Raw genomic sequence first — 16,261 nt, forward strand, 5'->3', positions numbered from 1 at the left:
GACGAACCCCACCGGGGGAACGACCATGCGCAAGAAGACCGACAACCAGACGACCAGGCAGGCAGCACCGCACCGGCAGTTCCGCCGGTCAGCGGTTGGCGTTGCCGTGGCCAGCGAGGCGGACGTGCTGATGGTGGCCAGGAAGGTGCTTTCCCGCGTGCGCGACATCCGCAACGCTCAGGGAGAAGGCAGCTACGTGTTCGGCGATCCGGCCTGCAGCATCTTCGCCCTGCGCATCGGCTCGGCAGCAGGGGAGGGCATGATGCGGGAACACCCCGGCTGGCTGTTCGGGCTCTACGGCGCCGACACCGCCGACGGCAAGAGGGTCAGCTTCCCCAACCCGGAGCAGATCGCCGAGGACCTGCGGGAGCACTACGGCTGGGAGCAGCCTGAGCCCATCCGCTGGCCGATGCAGTTGGAATTGTTCGCTGCTGCCTGATCGCCATTGATCGGAATGCTCAGGCTGGGATAACAGCAGCATGAGCGACCGCCAGACGCTATCCACCATGGAACTGCTGCACGCGAGCATCGTCCGTCCCGACGGAACGGTGCCGGCTATCGACCGCAGCCCGTCGCCCTGGTGGCGGAACAGTCAGGAAGCCGCCCGGGGCGAGTACCGGGACGACCAGCACGCAGGTGTCGACAACAGCGTGCAGCCGACACGGGGAATGCCGCGTTGCGGCGGCCATGGGGACTTGCCTCTCCATGGTGACGTTCATGCCCCCGGGAATCGGCAGCCTTGCCCGCAGAGGGCGAGCTGATGCCCCGCAAGAAGCAAGACGTGCCGAAGGCCAAACCGGCCAAAAAGGCCGCCAAAGCCCCTTCGAAGGGTGGTAGGCCCACCAAGTACCGCGCGGAGTTCACGCGCCAGGCCGCACTGCTGGGCCGTAGGGGCTGCACCGACCCGGAAGTGGCGGAGTTCTTCGGCGTGGCTCTGTCCACGGTCAACCTGTGGAAGATCAAGCACCCCGAGTTTTCGGAAGCCCTAAAGCTGAGTAAGGCCGAGGCCGACCTGCGGGTGGAGCGCGCCCTGTTCGAACGGGCAACCGGCTACCGCTGCCGAGAGGACGACGTCCGGGTGGTGGAAGGGGAGATCGTGGTCACCTCGACCGACAAGCAGTTCCCGCCGGACACCACCGCGGCGATCTTCTGGCTGAAGAACCGCAAGCCGGGCAGCTGGCGGGACAAGCCAGAGGGCGAAGACGACGGCGAGACACCAGCACCGGTCGCGGTCACGGTGAACGTGGTCAGCGGGCGCCGCCGGAATGCCAACCCTTAACGAACCGCAGGCCGCGTTCCTGCAGCTGCCGCACAAGTTCCGCGCCTTCGTGGGCGGGTTCGGCTCGGGCAAGACCTGGGTTGGCTGCGGCTCGCTGTGCAGCCACGTGTGGACGCATCCGCGCGTGCCGGCCGGCTACTTCGCTCCCAGCTATCCGCAGATCCGCGACATCTTCTATCCGACGATCGAGGAAGTGGCCTACGACTGGGGCCTGCGCGCGCGCATCGTCGAGTCGAACAAGGAGGCCCACCTGTACTCAGGCCGCCAGTACCGCGGCACGGTCATCTGCCGGTCGATGGACAACCCGGCCAGCATCGTCGGCTTCAAGGTCGGCAAGGCCCTGGTCGATGAGATCGATACGCTGAAGAAGCGGAAGGCCCAGGACGCCTGGCGCAAGATCATCGCCCGCCTGCGTGTGAAGGCCGACGGCCTGCAGAACGGCATCGATGTGACGACCACCCCCGAGGGGTTCAACTTCGTCTACGAGCAGTTCCACCAGCTGCCCAGCGAGAACCCGAAGCTGCAGGCGCTGTACGGCTTGGTGCATGCCAGCACCTACGACAACGAGGCCAACCTGCCGGACGACTACATCCAGTCGCTGTTCGAGAGCTACCCGCCCCAGCTGGTGCAGGCCTACATCGACGGGATGTTCGTCAACCTGACCACGGGGTCTGTGTACCCGGCGTTCTCCCGCACCGCCAACAACACGACGGCCGAGATCCAGGACGGCGAGGCGCTGCACATCGGCATGGACTTCAACGTGCTGAACATGACGGCCATCGTCTGCGTGATCCGCGACGGCGAGCCGATGGCGCTGGCCGAGCTGACCGGCATCCGCGACACCCCGGCGATGATCCAGGCGCTGCGGGATCAGTACGGCAACCACCGCATGACGATCTACCCGGACGCCAGCGGCGACAGCCAGCACACCAACAACGCCAGCACGTCCGATCTGGGCCTGATCCGCGCCGAGCGGTCGATGACGATCGTGGTGCCGGCGGCCAACCCACGCATCCGCTCCCGCGTGGTCAGCGTCAACGCCATGATCCTCAACGCCAAGCGCCGCCGCCGCTTCCTGGTGAACGTGCGCAACTGCCCGAAGCTGACGGAGGCGCTGGAGAAGCAGCCGTACGACGCCAACGGGCTGCCCGACAAAACGACCGGCTTCGACCATCCGCCGGACGCCCTTGGCTACTTCATCCACAGCAAATTCCCCGCCGCAGTAAGCGCGCGCGACCGACCGTCCATTGAACGGCCTCGGGTGCTGGTGCCCCATAGCCGCCAGTGGTTGGAGCATTCCGACCAGCCCTCACTCGCCGAACGTAGGAGATCCGCCCTGTGACCATGCCCACCGCCGACAGCTTCACCGACGCACTGGCGGCCGAGCAGGCAGCCGACGCCGAGCGCGAGGCGCAGGCCCAGGCGCTGGCACAGGAAGAGGCAGACGTCGCCAACTGGCACAAGCGCATCAAGGAATCTCGCGAGTTCGACAAACATGCCCGCAAGGGCTATGCGCTGGACCGGCGCTACTGCCGCAACCAGGTCGACCCGGTCTATGACGTGAGCGTGCCGATCGCCGGCACCTACGTGAACCTGCTGACCTCGTTCCTGTACGCCCGCGACCCTGAGCCCGCCGTGCAGCCCGCTGAATCTGTCGGTTCCAGCCGGGTGCAGCTGGCCAAGCAGGTCGGCCGAACGCTGGAGATCGTCATCGCCTCGCTGTGGAAGCGCGGGCGCCTGAAGCACGCCGCCGACGCCATGGTGCGTTCGGGCCTGAGCATCGGCATTGGCTGGATCAAGGCGGCATGGCACCGCGAGACCGAACGCGACCCGACCACCGATCAGCGCATCGCCGACCTGCGCGCCAAGCTCGAAGCCTTGTCGCTGATGGAAACGGAGCTGGCCGAGGGCAACGCCGCCAACCCGGACCTGCTGAAGGCTCAATACGAGCAGCAGATGCAGACGCTGGAAGCGCAGGTCGAGCACATCATTTACAACGGCCTGGTCTTCGACTTCGTGCGCGGCGAAGACATCCAGGTGTCCATGGACGTCGCCACCCTGAAGGACTACGCCATCTCGCCGTGGATCGCCCACCGCACCTTCATGCCGTACGACAAGGCGCAGGCGACGTTCCCGGAGCTGCGCGACGACCTGGGCAAGGCTGAGGCCTACTACCACGTGCAGCCGGAGAGCCGTACGCGCGAAGGCGGTTTCGCCCCGGCCGATGGCGTGGTGAGCGAGAGCGACGCCGAGGTGTTCCGCAGCGCCACGGCAGCGGGTCAGGGCAGTGACGCCGGCCCGCGCTTCATGTGCATCTGGGAGGTGTGGGACCTGACCACCAACCTGGTGCACACCATCACGCCTGGCCTGCGCCGCAACCTGCGTCAGCCGTACACCCCCGACCAGCGCAGCACGCGCTTCTACCCGTTCTTCCAGTGGGCACCGCTGTGGGTGGATGGGGAGCGGCATCCGCAGTCGCTGGTGGACCGTTCGCGCGCCCTGCTGGACGAGTACAACCGCACCCGCACCAACTACCGCGAGCATCGCCGCCGAGCCATCCCGAAGCTGGGCTTCGATCGCGGCGCTGTAGAGCCGGACGATGCGGCGAAGCTGGAAGGCGCAGGCGTCGGGGAGATGGTCGGCCTGGACCTGAAGGGCCAGCCCACCGGCAACGTGCTGTTCCCCATCCAGTACAACCAGATCGATGCCGCGCTGTACGACACAGCCCCGATCCGCGCCGAGCTGGAACTGATCTGGGGCATCCAGGAGGCGCTGTCCTCCAGCATCCAGACTGCGAAGACGGCCACCGAGGCCGACATCCAGCAACAGGGCACCGAATCCCGCCTGGGCTACAGCCGCGACAGCTTGGACGACGTATTGGGCGAGATCGCGCAGTACACGGCCGAGGAATCCATGTCGCCCGCCGGCCTGTCGCCTGAAGAGGTCAGCGACATCGCCGGGCCCGAGGCGCTTTGGTTCAACGCGCCCCTGCCTGAGCTGGTCTCCGCGCTGCTGAACGTCGACATCCGCGCCGGCAGCTCGGGGCGCCCGGCGTCCAACCTGCGCCGGCAGCAGTGGGGCGCGATCCTGCCGCAGCTGCAGCAGGCTGTCGTCACCATCGGCGAGATGCGCGGCGCAACGCCGCTGGACATCGCCAGCAGCCTGGAGCAGCTGATGGTCGAAACCATCGAGCGCACCGGCGACACGTCGATCGACGCCTACACCTTCATTCCCCAGGTGCCGCAGGTTGCGCCGGGTGCCGTGATCGATGCGCCGGCCATGCCCGGCATGCCGCCTGCCGACCCGATGCAAGCCCTCCCGCCGGCCGAAGCGCCGGTACCCACCGCAGCACCCGTGGGCGGCGTTGTCGCCCCGCCTCTCTGACCACAGGAGCAGACCATGAACGACAAGACCATCGAGCAGGAAATCCAGGCCAAGGGCCTGACCGCCCCGCGTGTGACGCCTGGCGCCATCGAGGCGGAGATCGAAAGCGAGTGGTACATCATCGCGGCGGATGGCGTACCCCATGACGGGTTCCACGCCCCGGTAGGTGCTGTTTCGCCACTCCGCCAGCTCACCTTCTGCGTGCTGGTCCTGCGCAACGGCTTCACCGTAACCGGCGAATCGGCCTGCGCCAGCCCGGAGAACTTCGACGCTGAGATCGGCCGCAAGATCGCGCGCCAGAACGCTGTGGCCAAGATCTGGCCGCTGCTGGGTTTCCGCCTGCGCGACGAGCTGACCTCGCTCCCCGATCACCCCGGACTGGGCTGATCCCCTTGCCACGCCAACCCGCCGCCAACTGAGGTTCCACCATGCCTACCGAAGACCAGAACACCCCGTCCACGCCGGATACCACCCCGACCGACGTCCAGCCGGCCGACACTGGCGCACCGCCGGTTGCCGACGGTGGGGACGCACTGCAGCCCGCTGCCGCTGATCTGGATGCCTTCTCCGCCGGCGTTGAAGCCGCGCGCGAGCAGGAAGCACGCGAGGACGCGCTCCCCGGCGATGCCCCGACGGCAGCAGACGGCCAGCCGCCGCAGGACGGCGCACCGGCAACGCCGGCTGCCGTCGACCCGAATGCGCCGCCTGCAGGTGAGCAGCAGCCGGCACCGCCCGCGCAGCCGCAGCAGCCGACCGTTGATGACGAGGTCAAGCAGCTGGGCCTGAAGGAACGCGCGGCCGAGCGCTTCCAGGAGCTGCATACCCAGGCGCGGGATGCCCGGGAGCGGGTCAGCCAGTGGGAGGAAACTGTCCAGAGCACCGGCGCTACGCCGGAGCAGTTCGGCGGTGCGCTGCGCTACCTGTCCGACATCAACTCCGGCGACCCGAGGCGCATGGCAGACGCCTACGAGCGCATGCAGGGGGAACTGCAGTGGCTGGGCCAGCAGCTGGGCCGCGAGGCGCCTGGCTTTGACCCGCTCAGTGCGCACCCGGACCTGGCCGGCCGCGTGAACTCCGGCGACATCACCCGCGACGTGGCACTGGAACTGGCCCAGCACCGGCAGACCGGCCAGCTGCAGCAGAGCCACACCCAAGCGCAGCAGGATCGCCAGCAGCAGGACCTGCAGTACCAGCAGGGGCTTGTGTCGGTGCAGCAGCTGGGTGCGCAGCTCCGCGCTGGTGATGCGCAGTTCGACCAGAAAATGGTGCTGCTGACGCCGACGATCGACATCATCCAGCGCACGCTGCCGCCGGCGCAGTGGCAGACCGAGATCCACCGCGCCTACCTGGCCCTGCCGGCCAACGCGGTCGCCGCGCCAGCTGCAGCGGCACCTGTCGCCCGCAGTGCTCCCAACCCGGTCAGGGCGAACTCTGCCGCGCCGGTTGCTCCGCAGATCACTCCCGAGAACGCGTTCGACATCGGTGTGCAAGCAGCCCGGGCGCGCGGGCAGTAACGGAGAAGGGGCCTTTCGGCCCCTTTCTCTTTAATCCTTGCTGGCTGGCGAAGCCACGACGAACAGTGGCTGCTGCTGGACATCTTTCCCGTTCGAGTCGACTAGCCACGCCTCCCACTCGACGAATCGTCGTCGGCTATCAGCCAGGCCGTCTCCGTCACGCTCGAATCCATCGATGCTGAAGAGCCGAGGGAGACTGCGCTGCTCTGTGTAAATGTGGGGCATAACGCCGAGGATGAGCGAACCGAACCACGGATTCTTAGGTCCAGTCACCGATGCTTCAATGCTCTTGACGCGTGGAACAACCTTGAATCCGCCACCAATGTAGATGGCTTCGCCTGCCGGAGATGGAGCAAACAGCCCGGTGGCATCGCCAGAAAGACAGATTGCGGATTGTGAACTGCGGCCTTGGCTGGCATCGACGGAGATGAACCAGTTCCCATTCAAGAAAAAGTAATGGCCGGTCGGAACGGCGGATGCGTCAGCGACGCAGAAAGCTGCTACGGGAAAACTCATTCCATTGCCCCTGTATGTGGATAGCCGGCTTGCCCCGGTCCGCCGAGTGTACCGCCAGCGCCCATTGACGCGCCCACCAGCGCTGGCATCTTGACCACTGAGCGGCACACCAGCCGCCCCGCGTGTGACGTAAGCCGGGTTCGCCGCCGGTAGCGCTGTAACGAGCCTCGCGCCCTCGGAACGCGGAAAGACCCTCAGCCCTTGCGGGCTGGCCATCTTTCCTTCCGAGGCCATTCCCATGCCGCTTACCGCTGCGCAACTGCTGTCTGGTGCCAATACCCAGCTGCAGTCCTACGCCACCAACGACCCGATCGATCAGTTCACCACCCAGCGACCGCTGGCCAACTGGCTGATCCAGAACCGCCAGGATTCGATCTTCGGCAACGGCGTCTTCAACGAGAAGATCCGCTACACGAACGACTCGAACTACCAGAACTACACCGGTGACGACCAGGTCACCTACAACCGCAAGAAGACCGTGCGCCTGGCGCCGTTCCAGGCGTATGAGGCCTTCGACGGCTTCACCCTCAACGAAACCGAGCTGGCCAACAACGGCATCATCCTCACCGATGACCGCAATGCGGTGATGACCGAGGCCGAGAAGATCCAGATCGTCAACATCCTGGACGAGAACTGGACCACGCTGAAGGACGGTTTCCAGGAGAACTGGGACATCGAAGTGCACCTGGACGGCGCAACCAACCCGAAGGCTGTTCCGGGTCTGGACGCGCTGGTCAGCACCACCCCGACCGTGGGCACCGTCGGCGGCATCGATCGCGCGGCCACGCCGTACTGGCGCAACTGGGCCGACATCGGCATCAGCACCGGTACCGCCGGCAACCTGATCTCGCACTTGGAAACCCTGTGGCGCAAGTCGATCGCCTACGGCAAGTTGGGTGCGCCCGACTTCATCGTGGTCGGCTCGGACATGTACGACGCCATCCAGGCTGACGCGCTGAAGGTCATGAGCCGCCAGATCACCATGGGCACCTCGGCCACCGGCGGCGTCACCCTTGACCCGTCCACCAAGGCTCTGGCCTTCAAGGGCGTGCCGGTGGTGTGGGATCCGACCTTCGACGCCCTGGACGACCTGCTGGGCACCATCGCGGTTCCGTGGAAGAAGCGCGGGTACTTCCTCAACAGCAAGTCGCTGAAGCTGCGCCCGGTGAAGGGCCGTTGGATGGTTCGCCGCACGCCGCCGCGCGTGTACGACCGCCATACCCACTACTTCGGCATGACGGCGCACTACGGCCTGACGCTGAAGAAGGGCAACAGCAACGCGGTCTTCTCGATCGCCTGACCCCACGCAACGCCGGCGGGGGTATCCCTCGCCGGCAGGAGAACGAAATGCCGAACGTGAAGACGCTCCCGACCGGGGGCACCATCGTCAAGCTCAACAAGACCCCGCTGCTGGGCGGCTGGGGCCGCGAAGGCCTTGCCAACCTGGGTGATAACACTGCCGTGACCACCGGCGTACTGCTGCAGGGCCACGAAGCACCGGCCGACGGCAGCACTCCGGCCGCTGGCAGCTCGGGCTGGTTCACCCTGCTGAGCGCGGCCGCCAACCTGGCCCCGGTGGTCGAAATTGCCGACCTGCCGGACTTCATCCGCACTGGCACCGCCGCGACGGCGCCGATCACCCTGGAGGGCGTGCAGTAATGGCCAAGACCGTATCCCTGCTGTTGCTGACGCTGGTCATCGACCGCGACGCAACCACCAAGCTGCCGGTGCAGATCTTCGACTACGAGCTGCCGATCGTGGAAGAGTTGTACCCGCCGGAATCCATCAGCGAGTCGAAGCGCGAGGCCATCCAGGTCGAAAACTTCGATATGGCAGAAGTGTTCGCCGGCCTGCAGAACAAGTACGGCCGCACTGCGGAAGGTTCCGAGGCACTGAAGTACGCCTACCGCAACGAACGTGACTTCGCCAAGGCGGTGGCATCCAGCATCGCTGCGGCCAAGGACGAAGCCGAGCAGTTTGACCAGGACGACGAGGAAGAAGACGACCAGCCGACCGAGCTGGAAACCCTCGCTGGCAAGACCGTCGCCGAGATTGAGGCGGCGCTGGACAACCTGACCGACGAGGACCTGCAGAAACTTGCCGAGATCGAGAAGGCTGGCAAGAACCGCAAGGGCGTGATCGACGCCATCAGCGCGGCGCTGGGCGACCAGGGCAGCGAAACCGTTTAAGTCCGCTGGCGGCGGGCTGGCGGCCGGCCGGGGCGACTCGGTCGGCCGTTTTTCTTCCTGGAGAACGATATGGGCGGCAACAACGCACCGATCATGGTCAACGGCGGCAACGTCTACGACAGCCCGCTGGGGTACGACGCGCCGATCAACTACGACACCGGCCAGGTGAACCTGTCATCGCTGGGCGTGGAATGGTCACTGAAGAAGGCACGGCAGGAGGTGATCCGCCGTCTCGGCTTCGTGGTCGAGCCGGTGAAGGTGCAGCGCACGTTCGACCAGCTGCGGCAGACGGTATCGACGGCGCTTGGCTTCACCTACGTGGGCACGCCTGCACCGCGCACGATGGCATCACTGCGGCTGGACCTGCTGCGCAGGCTTGGGTTCTCCGCGCAGGCCACGGCCGACGCCTGGGCGCCGGGCGTCAAGGAGCTGCTGACCAACTTCCTCTCCGAAGCGCAGGTGGCGCTGCAGCACCAGTACCGGCTGAGCGTCAGCACGCCGCTGGCACCGTTCCATGACGACGCCGACGTGACCACGCTCGATCCCTGGGCCGTCTTCCTGCTGGCCCTGGCCAACGGTAAGGCCCACCACGGCCAGCAGGACGCGAAGGCCTATTACGACCAGCTGGGCGGCTACATCACCACGGTGGCCAAGTCTGCGGATGTGGACCAGATCATCAACACCGCGCAGGACTCACTGCTGCAGCGGTACGCCATGGATCGCTACAGCGACGGGAAGGCGCCGCTGGTCGAAGGCGACGACAAGACCCTGATCGACGGCGTGGCCGTGGAAATGCAGGCGATCGCCGATGCGAAGGCGAAGTACGGCCAGAAGGACGCCGAGGCCTACTACGGCCGCCTGCAGGAGATGGCGCAGCGCCGGCCATTCGACCTCGATGCGATGGTCGACAGCTTCATTCGTGACGCTCAGGACCAGCTGTACCAGCAGTACAAGGAACTGCGCACCGAGCGCTGGTGGACCATTCAGTGCGTGCCCGGCGCCAACCTGTACGACGTGCCGCTGGATCTGGACCAGTACCTGGACTTCCGGCGCATCACGTGGGCAGGCATTCAGGACGACGTGCAGTGGACGCCGCTGATCGAGGGCATCGACCCGGTGCTGTACACCAGCACCTCGCTGAGCAAGCCGGCCTATTACAGGATCACCGGCTGCATCGAGATTTTCCCGGCGCCCGACCGTGCCTACACGATCAAGATCCGTGGACACCTTGGGCTGAAGTGGCTCTCCGGTGACGACGACCTGCTGACAGTCAACAGCCGCGCGGTGTTCCTGCACGCGCTGGCGAACGCGAAGGCGCACTACAAGCAGCCAGACGCCGGCAACTACATGCAGCAGGCCCAGGCCTACGTGCGGCAGCTGATTGCCGGTTCCCATGGAACCCGGCGCTACATCCCCGGCACGCGACAGATTCCACCGGCGCGGCGCCCGATCCCCGTTGGCGGCTGGCCGGAGGGCAACTGATGCGCGCGACCTATCTGACCGCCGTAAAGGCCGGCATCACCCGCCTACGCGACAAGGGCGGCGCGTCTGAGGATGCCCTGTTCGACCTGCTCAACGGCTACGTGACCGCTGCCCGGACCATCCGCATGCGCCAGGCCGCGCGCATCCAACTGGACCTGCCGCCCGGTACGATCGGCCTGACCTCATTCAAGGGCGCGTTCGTCGTCTATGCGGACCAGGTGATGCCGGCTGGCCCTGGCTACTCGGTGGTGGTGCTGAAGCACCCCAGCAACGGTGCGGCCACGCTGAAGGAGATCCACTACTCGCTGCCGTACCTTGGGTTCCTGTACGTGGTGGCCGAGTTCTCCGACGGGTCGACCTATCACTACTGGCTGGAGGAGGGGAAGCCGTGGGCGGCCAACACCACCTACCTGCCGGGGGCGCTGGTCAGCCCGACTGCTCCCAACGGCCTGGCCTATTCGCTGGTCGACACCGGTGGTGGCCACGCCGCGTGGGAGGCCTACGCCGCGCGCACTGTCGGTAACGTGGTTGTGCCGTCTGCCAACAACGGCTTCAAGTACACGGTCAGCTCGGTGAGCGGTGCGAACGCGCGTTCCGGCGATACCGAGCCGCAGTGGCCAGCCACTGCCGGTGGCACAGTGAACGAGGACGTGCCACTGGAGAACCCGTTGGGGAACGCTGGCAGCGGCACGGCCGGCGGCTCGGTTCCGCAGTGGACTGCTGCCAAGCAGGCGGCCAAGGGCGATCTGATCAGGCCGGTGAACCTGCCCAGCCCGACGGCGACGGCACCAATCAACGGCAACTTCACCGACGGCAACACCGGCTGGGATCTGGAAGGCGGTGCGCACATCGTTGCGGGCAAGCTGGAGCTGCCCGGGCGAATCAGCGATGGCGCCGCCGTGAACCAGGCGCGCTTCGTCGTCGCAGATGGCGGATCACTCACCGCGAACTGCCTGATCGAGCAGGGACCGGCCAAGGCTGGCGCGACGCGCGGCTGGGTGGAGGTCCGGTGGTACGACAAGGACGACGTGATGATCTCCTACACGCAGGGGAACATCGTCAGCAGCGATGCGGCGATCTCCACTGCGGTGTCGCCGAAGCCTGCAGGTGCTTCGTACGCCCGCGGCGTCATCGCGCTGTGGTCGGTGGGTGACCATGATCACGTGACCGGCGCTGACAACCTGACCGTCAGCGGCGCGGTGAACGGCCTGCCTGCGGGCCTTGTCTACCGCGCGGTGCAGGACGTGGTGGCGCACACCGGCGCCACAGAACCGGCGTGGCCGAACATCCTCGGCAAGCGCGTGGTCGATGGCGGCGTGACCTGGGAGGCGATGGCGATCACCCGTGTTACGTGGACCGCATCTCCGCTGTACGTCAGCGGCGGCAGCGAACCGGCATGGCCAACCAACGTTGGCGGCACCGTGATAGACGGAAGCGTCACCTGGCAGGCCGTGAGCCGCCGGGTAGAGGATCCGAACTGCCCCAACAGCAAGGTGGTGCTGATCGGTGCCTCGAAGGTCTTCGCCGGCAATGGCGACACCGTGCCATACAGCGCGACCGTGGCACCGAAGGACTGGAGTAGCGCCAACGATGCCGGGTTCCTGCCCACGGGCCTGCAGAACTACGGGGCCAACCCGGTGGCGGCCATGGGCCTCTACCGCGGCAACCTGACCGTCTTCAACGCTGAGGCATTCCAGCTGTGGCAGATCGACGAAGACCCGGCCAGCATGTCGCTGCTCGACGCGCTGCCGGTGGGTAGCACCCAGCACCGCGCCATCGCGGCCGTAGGCAACGACCTGCTGTTCCTGGCCAGCCAAGGCGTGCGCAGCGTCGGCATCGCCGCCAGCAGCACCAACTTCCAGGCCGGCGACGTGGGTATGCCGATCGACCCGCTGGTGCAGGCATGGCTCGCGCAGCCTTCGGTGGTGCCGCGCGGACTGTACTTCCCGGCCGCAGGCCAGTACTGGTTGATGTTCGCGAAGGACGGCCAGACAGAGGTTTTCGTCTACACGATGACGCAGATCGGGCAGGTGGGCGCGTGGTCCCGGTACGTCTTCCCGTTCGAGGTGCACACCTGGGCGATCCAGGGCGACGCGCTCTACCTGCGTTCGGCCAACCGCATTTACCGCATGGTGGACGGTGCGATCGGGGACGAGCTCGCCCCAGGCGTGTTCACCCCGTTCCAAGGCGTCATCCAATGGCCGTGGCTGGACTTCGGCCCGGCAGGCGTCACGAAGATGCTGTACGGCTTCGAGGTGGTCGGGCGGGGCAAGGTCGGCATCCAGGTCGGCTTCGACCAGACCAACGGCGGGGCGTTCACCCCTGCATATCAGGTCGACCCGGACACGCTCACCGGTGGGCCGGTGCCAATGTCGATGGCGGCGCCCACGTTCGCGGTGCGGCTGGTCTACGACGGCACCGAGGCATGGCAGTGGAATGCCTTCGGCCTGTACGTGCAGGACTTCCGCCCGATGGCGTGACCATTGATCAAGGGGGGTAGGAAGTCAGCATTTCGGCATGATTTCCCCCCGTCTCCCGCGCAATGTTGTGCCCTGTCGGCCACTCCACCTGGTGGTGTTGGCCGACATTCTTCGGCACGAAGAGCAGCGCCAGTTCCGGGCCGTCTTGGGCGGCACCGCCTACAGCCCCGACACCGCTGCACACGCCCTGGTGAACGCCTGGGCCACTTCTTCCCCGTATGCCCTCACCGTTCTGCGCGCCGACGGTACGCCGGCTGCCGCTGGTGGATTCGAGCCGGTCGGCCCGGGCATCTGGCAATCGTGGATGGTTGGCACGGAGCAGGGCTGGGCCGAGCAGTGGCGAGCTATGACGAAGGCCAGCCGCTGGCTGATCGACCAGCTGTTTGAGGCCGGCGCACGCCGCCTGCAGGTGAACGCTCTGGCTGACCGCTTGGCGGCCATCGAGTGGTTTGAACGATCGCTGGGGATGCAGGACGAAGGTGTCTGGAGCGGGCAGGGCGCCAACGGCGAGGACATCGCTCACTTTTCACGCATGCGAGGTGCCTGATGGGCGGCAGTAGCGGAAGCAAGGCGGCCAATGCCGCGGCACAGACCGAGGCATGGCGAACCTCGAACATCAATCGCGCCACCGACCAGGTGAACCGGCTCTACAGCGCACCCTCGCGCCAGGCCGGTTACGACGACTTCCTGGGCGCCACTCGGGATTTCTACGGCGGTGAGCTGGGGCGGCAGAAGGAGCAGGCAGACCGAAGCCTGAAGTTCGCGATGGCCCGCAGTGGCCTCGCCGGCGGATCTGCGGCCGTAGACGCCAACCGTCGCCTGGGCGAGGACTATCAGCGCGGCGTGCTGGATGCCGAGCGCCTGGCGCAGGGGGCGCTGGCCGACCTGAAGGCATCGGACGAGACCTCACGCCAGAACCTGCTGTCGCAGGTCGCCGGCGGCATGAGCCTGACCAGCGGCGCCACGCAGTCGGCGCAGGCGCTGCAGGGCAACCTGCAGGCCGCGCAGGGCCGGCTGCGGGCTGATGCGCTGGGCGAGATCTTCGGTGGCTTGGCTGACGTGTACACCCGCAGCCGCGAGGCAGCTGCAGATCGCCGGGGCTTCCGCGACGTCTACAACACGCTGTACCAGCCCGGCTTCGGCTACGGCGGTGCCCGATGAGCGCGATGCCTGATGTGATCAGCACCATGGCGCGGCTGGTGAGCCAGCCTTCGCTGGCTGACATCGTGCAGCTACAGGACCTGTGCGCGCAGCTGCCGCAGGCGGATATGCCGGTGCAGCACACTTTCCTCCCCGGCCAGTACCTGCGCCGTATGTCGATGCCGGCCGGCGCCCTGGTGGTGGGGAAGCGGCATCGCTTCCGGCATGCCCTGATTGTCTCCGGCCACGTCACCCTGCGCACCGCCGACGGCATGGTCGAGCTGGAGGGCTTCCACGTCATCGACTCGCCGCCGGGCATGAAGCGCGCCATCTACGCGCACGCGCCGAGCGAACTGGTAACCGTCCACCTCACGGACGAAACGGATCTGGAGCGGATCGAGGCGCTGGTGATCATGCCCGACGACGAGCCACTGGAATTGGAGGCACAGCCATGACGTGGGTCGCAACGGCCATCGCGGTGATCGGCGCCGCAACGCAGCAGTACACGCAGCACCAGGCCGCCAAGAAGGCTGACAACCAGGCGGCGAACCGGATCTACCAGCAGGCGGCCAATCAAGAGCGGGCCGATTATGCGGTGAACCAGCTGCTGACCAAGCGCGCAACCGACGACGGCAGCGCCGAGCGGGCCAATGTCACCCGCAGCCTGATGGACCAGTCGCAGGCCGCGCAGATGGCGGCAAGCCGGGGCCTGAATCAGGGTGGCGCAGTCAGTGACGCTTACCGGGCGTCGGCCAATGATGCCGCGCTGGGGATCAGCGATTACGGCCAGCGTGCCGCCGGCCTGATGGCCCGAATCGACGCGCCACAGCAACAGCGCAGGCGCGAGGCGCTGCAGAGCGGGAATCTCGCGTCGCAGCTGGGCCTGATCGGGCGCGAGGCGGCCAGCGATGACTTCCTCGCGCAGCTCCGGCTGCAGGCTATTCGGCCCGACCCGTGGCTGACCGCCGCTGGCCAGATCGCCCAGGGCATCGGTAGCGGCATGGCAGCGCGTGGTGGTGCTGAGCCCAAGACCAATGCAGGCGCTACAGCCAACTTCGGCAACCAGGCCGGCACCTGGTACCAGAATTCGAACCTGTGGGGACGCTGAGATGGCGACGAACGGATGGGCCTCTCTGGGCCAGGCATTTGCAGGCGGCGGCGCGGTGCAGGAGCGGGCGTATCAGGCTGGCCAGACGCGTGCCGCACAGTTGGCCACCCTGTTGGCCGGTGCACAGATCAAGCGCGACGAGGCGATGGCGCGCGATCAGTTCCAGGCCAGTCTGGCCGATGCCGGCTATGCGCCCGAGCAGGCCAGCGTGCTCTCCAATGCATTCCGAGCGGGCTTCAACCCGACGCAGCTCAGCGGATACCGCGGCGACTTGCAGGAACAGGACTTCCGCCAAGGCGTGGTGGCGCGATCGCTTGCCGGTGACTTCGGCGGCGGCAACGCCTACCTGATGGGCGTGGCGAACGGCCCCGTCGAGCTGGCCGCTATCCAAGGCCAGAACCTCATCAACAACCGACTGCTGCCCGGCGGCGGCGGCGTCAGCACCACCGAGCAGGGGCGCGCCGGCATGCTGGCTGATGCGGCCCGTGCACGCGCCTCAGATGCCAGCGCCGCCAGTTCGTTCGCATCTGCGGCGCGCACCCGGCAGGCCATGGGCATCGACGGCGCCCAGTTCGCGCTGCAGCGTGCTGGCCAATGGAACCCAGGCGGAAAGAACGCCGGCGGCAGCTCACCACTGCCTGTGTCGGCTCTGAAGGAGCTGTTGGGCGTGGAAGATGCCCTGGGAGGCACGCAGGTGCTGGCCGACATCATCAGCAAGAACGCTCAGCGCCTCGCAGATGGATCGCTGCGGGTCAGTCCAACCAGTTCGTTGCTGGCGCGCGGCCGCACGTTTGCTGGTATCGCTACCCCCGGCGACGTGAACTACAACGAATGGCAGGCCGACCTGACCAAGATCGTCAACGAGTCCCTGCGCCTCAACAAGGGCGTGCAGACCGAGGGCGATGCACAGCGCGCAGCCAATGAGCTCATGAGCGCCAACGATCCGGCCACCGCGGCGGCGGCGCTGAAGCGCCTGGCAGGTTTCAACCAGCAGGCGGTCGAGCTGCAGCAGCGCAAGGCTGCGCTGATCAACGGCAACTACGGCCGCGCCACCAGCCCCGGCGCAATGCCCAGCGCGGTGGAGGCATTCGGCGGTGGTGCTGTAGCGGCACCGGCCGCCCCTGCGCGCCGCCGCTTCAACCCGGCAACGGGGAGGATCGAGTAATGCC

General features: G+C 66.8%; 17 protein-coding genes. 16 read left to right on the plus strand and 1 reads right to left on the minus strand.

The annotated features are described in order from the left end of the window. Positions 1-25 precede the first annotated feature (25 nt). The 6 genes from AC13FN_RS06460 (at position 26) to AC13FN_RS06485 (ending at position 6,177) form a co-directional block, all read left to right on the plus strand. Positions 26-439, plus strand: a complete 414-nt coding sequence (locus AC13FN_RS06460) for a hypothetical protein (protein ID WP_482984799.1) — start codon at positions 26-28, stop codon at positions 437-439. Between the two features lie 321 nt (positions 440-760). Next, the gene (locus AC13FN_RS06465; protein ID WP_482984798.1) at positions 761-1,279 is read left to right on the plus strand and encodes a terminase; all 519 of its coding nucleotides are present in this window, start codon (positions 761-763) and stop codon (positions 1,277-1,279) included. Beyond that, entirely contained in the window at positions 1,266-2,621 is a 1,356-nt protein-coding gene (locus AC13FN_RS06470) for a phage terminase large subunit (protein WP_482984797.1), read from the plus strand. The genes AC13FN_RS06465 and AC13FN_RS06470 overlap by 14 nt, the downstream gene beginning before the upstream one ends. Further along, the gene (locus tag AC13FN_RS06475; protein WP_482984796.1) at positions 2,618-4,663 is read left to right on the plus strand and encodes a hypothetical protein; all 2,046 of its coding nucleotides are present in this window, start codon (positions 2,618-2,620) and stop codon (positions 4,661-4,663) included. Before AC13FN_RS06470 ends, AC13FN_RS06475 begins: the two co-directional genes overlap by 4 nt. A 15-nt stretch (positions 4,664-4,678) precedes the next feature. Beyond that, positions 4,679-5,050: a Gp49 family protein gene (locus tag AC13FN_RS06480; RefSeq protein ID WP_329766103.1), complete on the plus strand. Its 372-nt coding sequence runs from the start codon at positions 4,679-4,681 to the stop codon at positions 5,048-5,050. Positions 5,051-5,091: 41 nt separating this feature from the next. After that, entirely contained in the window at positions 5,092-6,177 is a 1,086-nt protein-coding gene (locus AC13FN_RS06485) for a hypothetical protein (RefSeq protein ID WP_482984795.1), read from the plus strand. 30 nt (positions 6,178-6,207) lie between these two features. On the opposite strand, the gene AC13FN_RS06490 is transcribed toward AC13FN_RS06485, so the two are convergent. After that, complete coding sequence (locus AC13FN_RS06490) at positions 6,208-6,693, minus strand: hypothetical protein (RefSeq protein WP_482984794.1); 486 nt, start codon at positions 6,691-6,693, stop codon at positions 6,208-6,210. Between the two features lie 238 nt (positions 6,694-6,931). Between AC13FN_RS06490 and AC13FN_RS06495 the strand changes: the two genes are divergently transcribed. The 10 genes from AC13FN_RS06495 (at position 6,932) to AC13FN_RS06540 (ending at position 16,257) form a co-directional block, all read left to right on the plus strand. Beyond that, positions 6,932-7,993, plus strand: coding sequence for a phage major capsid protein (locus AC13FN_RS06495; RefSeq protein WP_482984793.1), 1,062 nt, complete (start codon positions 6,932-6,934; stop codon positions 7,991-7,993). 47 nt (positions 7,994-8,040) lie between these two features. Then, positions 8,041-8,352: a hypothetical protein gene (locus AC13FN_RS06500; RefSeq protein ID WP_125428158.1), complete on the plus strand. Its 312-nt coding sequence runs from the start codon at positions 8,041-8,043 to the stop codon at positions 8,350-8,352. Next, positions 8,352-8,882 carry a hypothetical protein gene (locus AC13FN_RS06505; RefSeq protein WP_482984792.1) on the plus strand — a complete coding sequence of 177 codons (531 nt, stop codon included), beginning with the start codon at positions 8,352-8,354 and terminating at the stop codon, positions 8,880-8,882. Before AC13FN_RS06500 ends, AC13FN_RS06505 begins: the two co-directional genes overlap by 1 nt. Positions 8,883-8,951: 69 nt before the next feature. Then, on the plus strand, positions 8,952-10,364 hold the full coding sequence (locus tag AC13FN_RS06510) for a phage adaptor protein (protein WP_482984791.1): 1,413 nt from the start codon (positions 8,952-8,954) through the stop codon (positions 10,362-10,364). Next, positions 10,364-12,844, plus strand: a complete 2,481-nt coding sequence (locus tag AC13FN_RS06515) for a hypothetical protein (protein ID WP_482984790.1) — start codon at positions 10,364-10,366, stop codon at positions 12,842-12,844. The genes AC13FN_RS06510 and AC13FN_RS06515 overlap by 1 nt, the downstream gene beginning before the upstream one ends. A gap of 37 nt (positions 12,845-12,881) precedes the next feature. Then, positions 12,882-13,391, plus strand: coding sequence for a hypothetical protein (locus AC13FN_RS06520; RefSeq protein WP_482995102.1), 510 nt, complete (start codon positions 12,882-12,884; stop codon positions 13,389-13,391). Continuing rightward, positions 13,391-14,005, plus strand: a complete 615-nt coding sequence (locus AC13FN_RS06525) for a hypothetical protein (protein ID WP_482984788.1) — start codon at positions 13,391-13,393, stop codon at positions 14,003-14,005. The genes AC13FN_RS06520 and AC13FN_RS06525 overlap by 1 nt, the downstream gene beginning before the upstream one ends. Then, positions 14,002-14,439 (plus strand): hypothetical protein, encoded by a 438-nt coding sequence (locus AC13FN_RS06530; protein ID WP_482984787.1) that lies wholly within the window; start codon positions 14,002-14,004, stop codon positions 14,437-14,439. The genes AC13FN_RS06525 and AC13FN_RS06530 overlap by 4 nt, the downstream gene beginning before the upstream one ends. Next, complete coding sequence (locus AC13FN_RS06535; protein ID WP_482984786.1) at positions 14,436-15,092, plus strand: hypothetical protein; 657 nt, start codon at positions 14,436-14,438, stop codon at positions 15,090-15,092. The genes AC13FN_RS06530 and AC13FN_RS06535 overlap by 4 nt, the downstream gene beginning before the upstream one ends. Position 15,093: 1 nt before the next feature. Beyond that, positions 15,094-16,257, plus strand: coding sequence for a hypothetical protein (locus AC13FN_RS06540; RefSeq protein ID WP_482984785.1), 1,164 nt, complete (start codon positions 15,094-15,096; stop codon positions 16,255-16,257). The last annotated feature ends 4 nt before the right edge of the window (positions 16,258-16,261 follow it).

The sequence above is a fragment of the Stenotrophomonas sp. 115C5 genome (assembly GCF_056861055.1).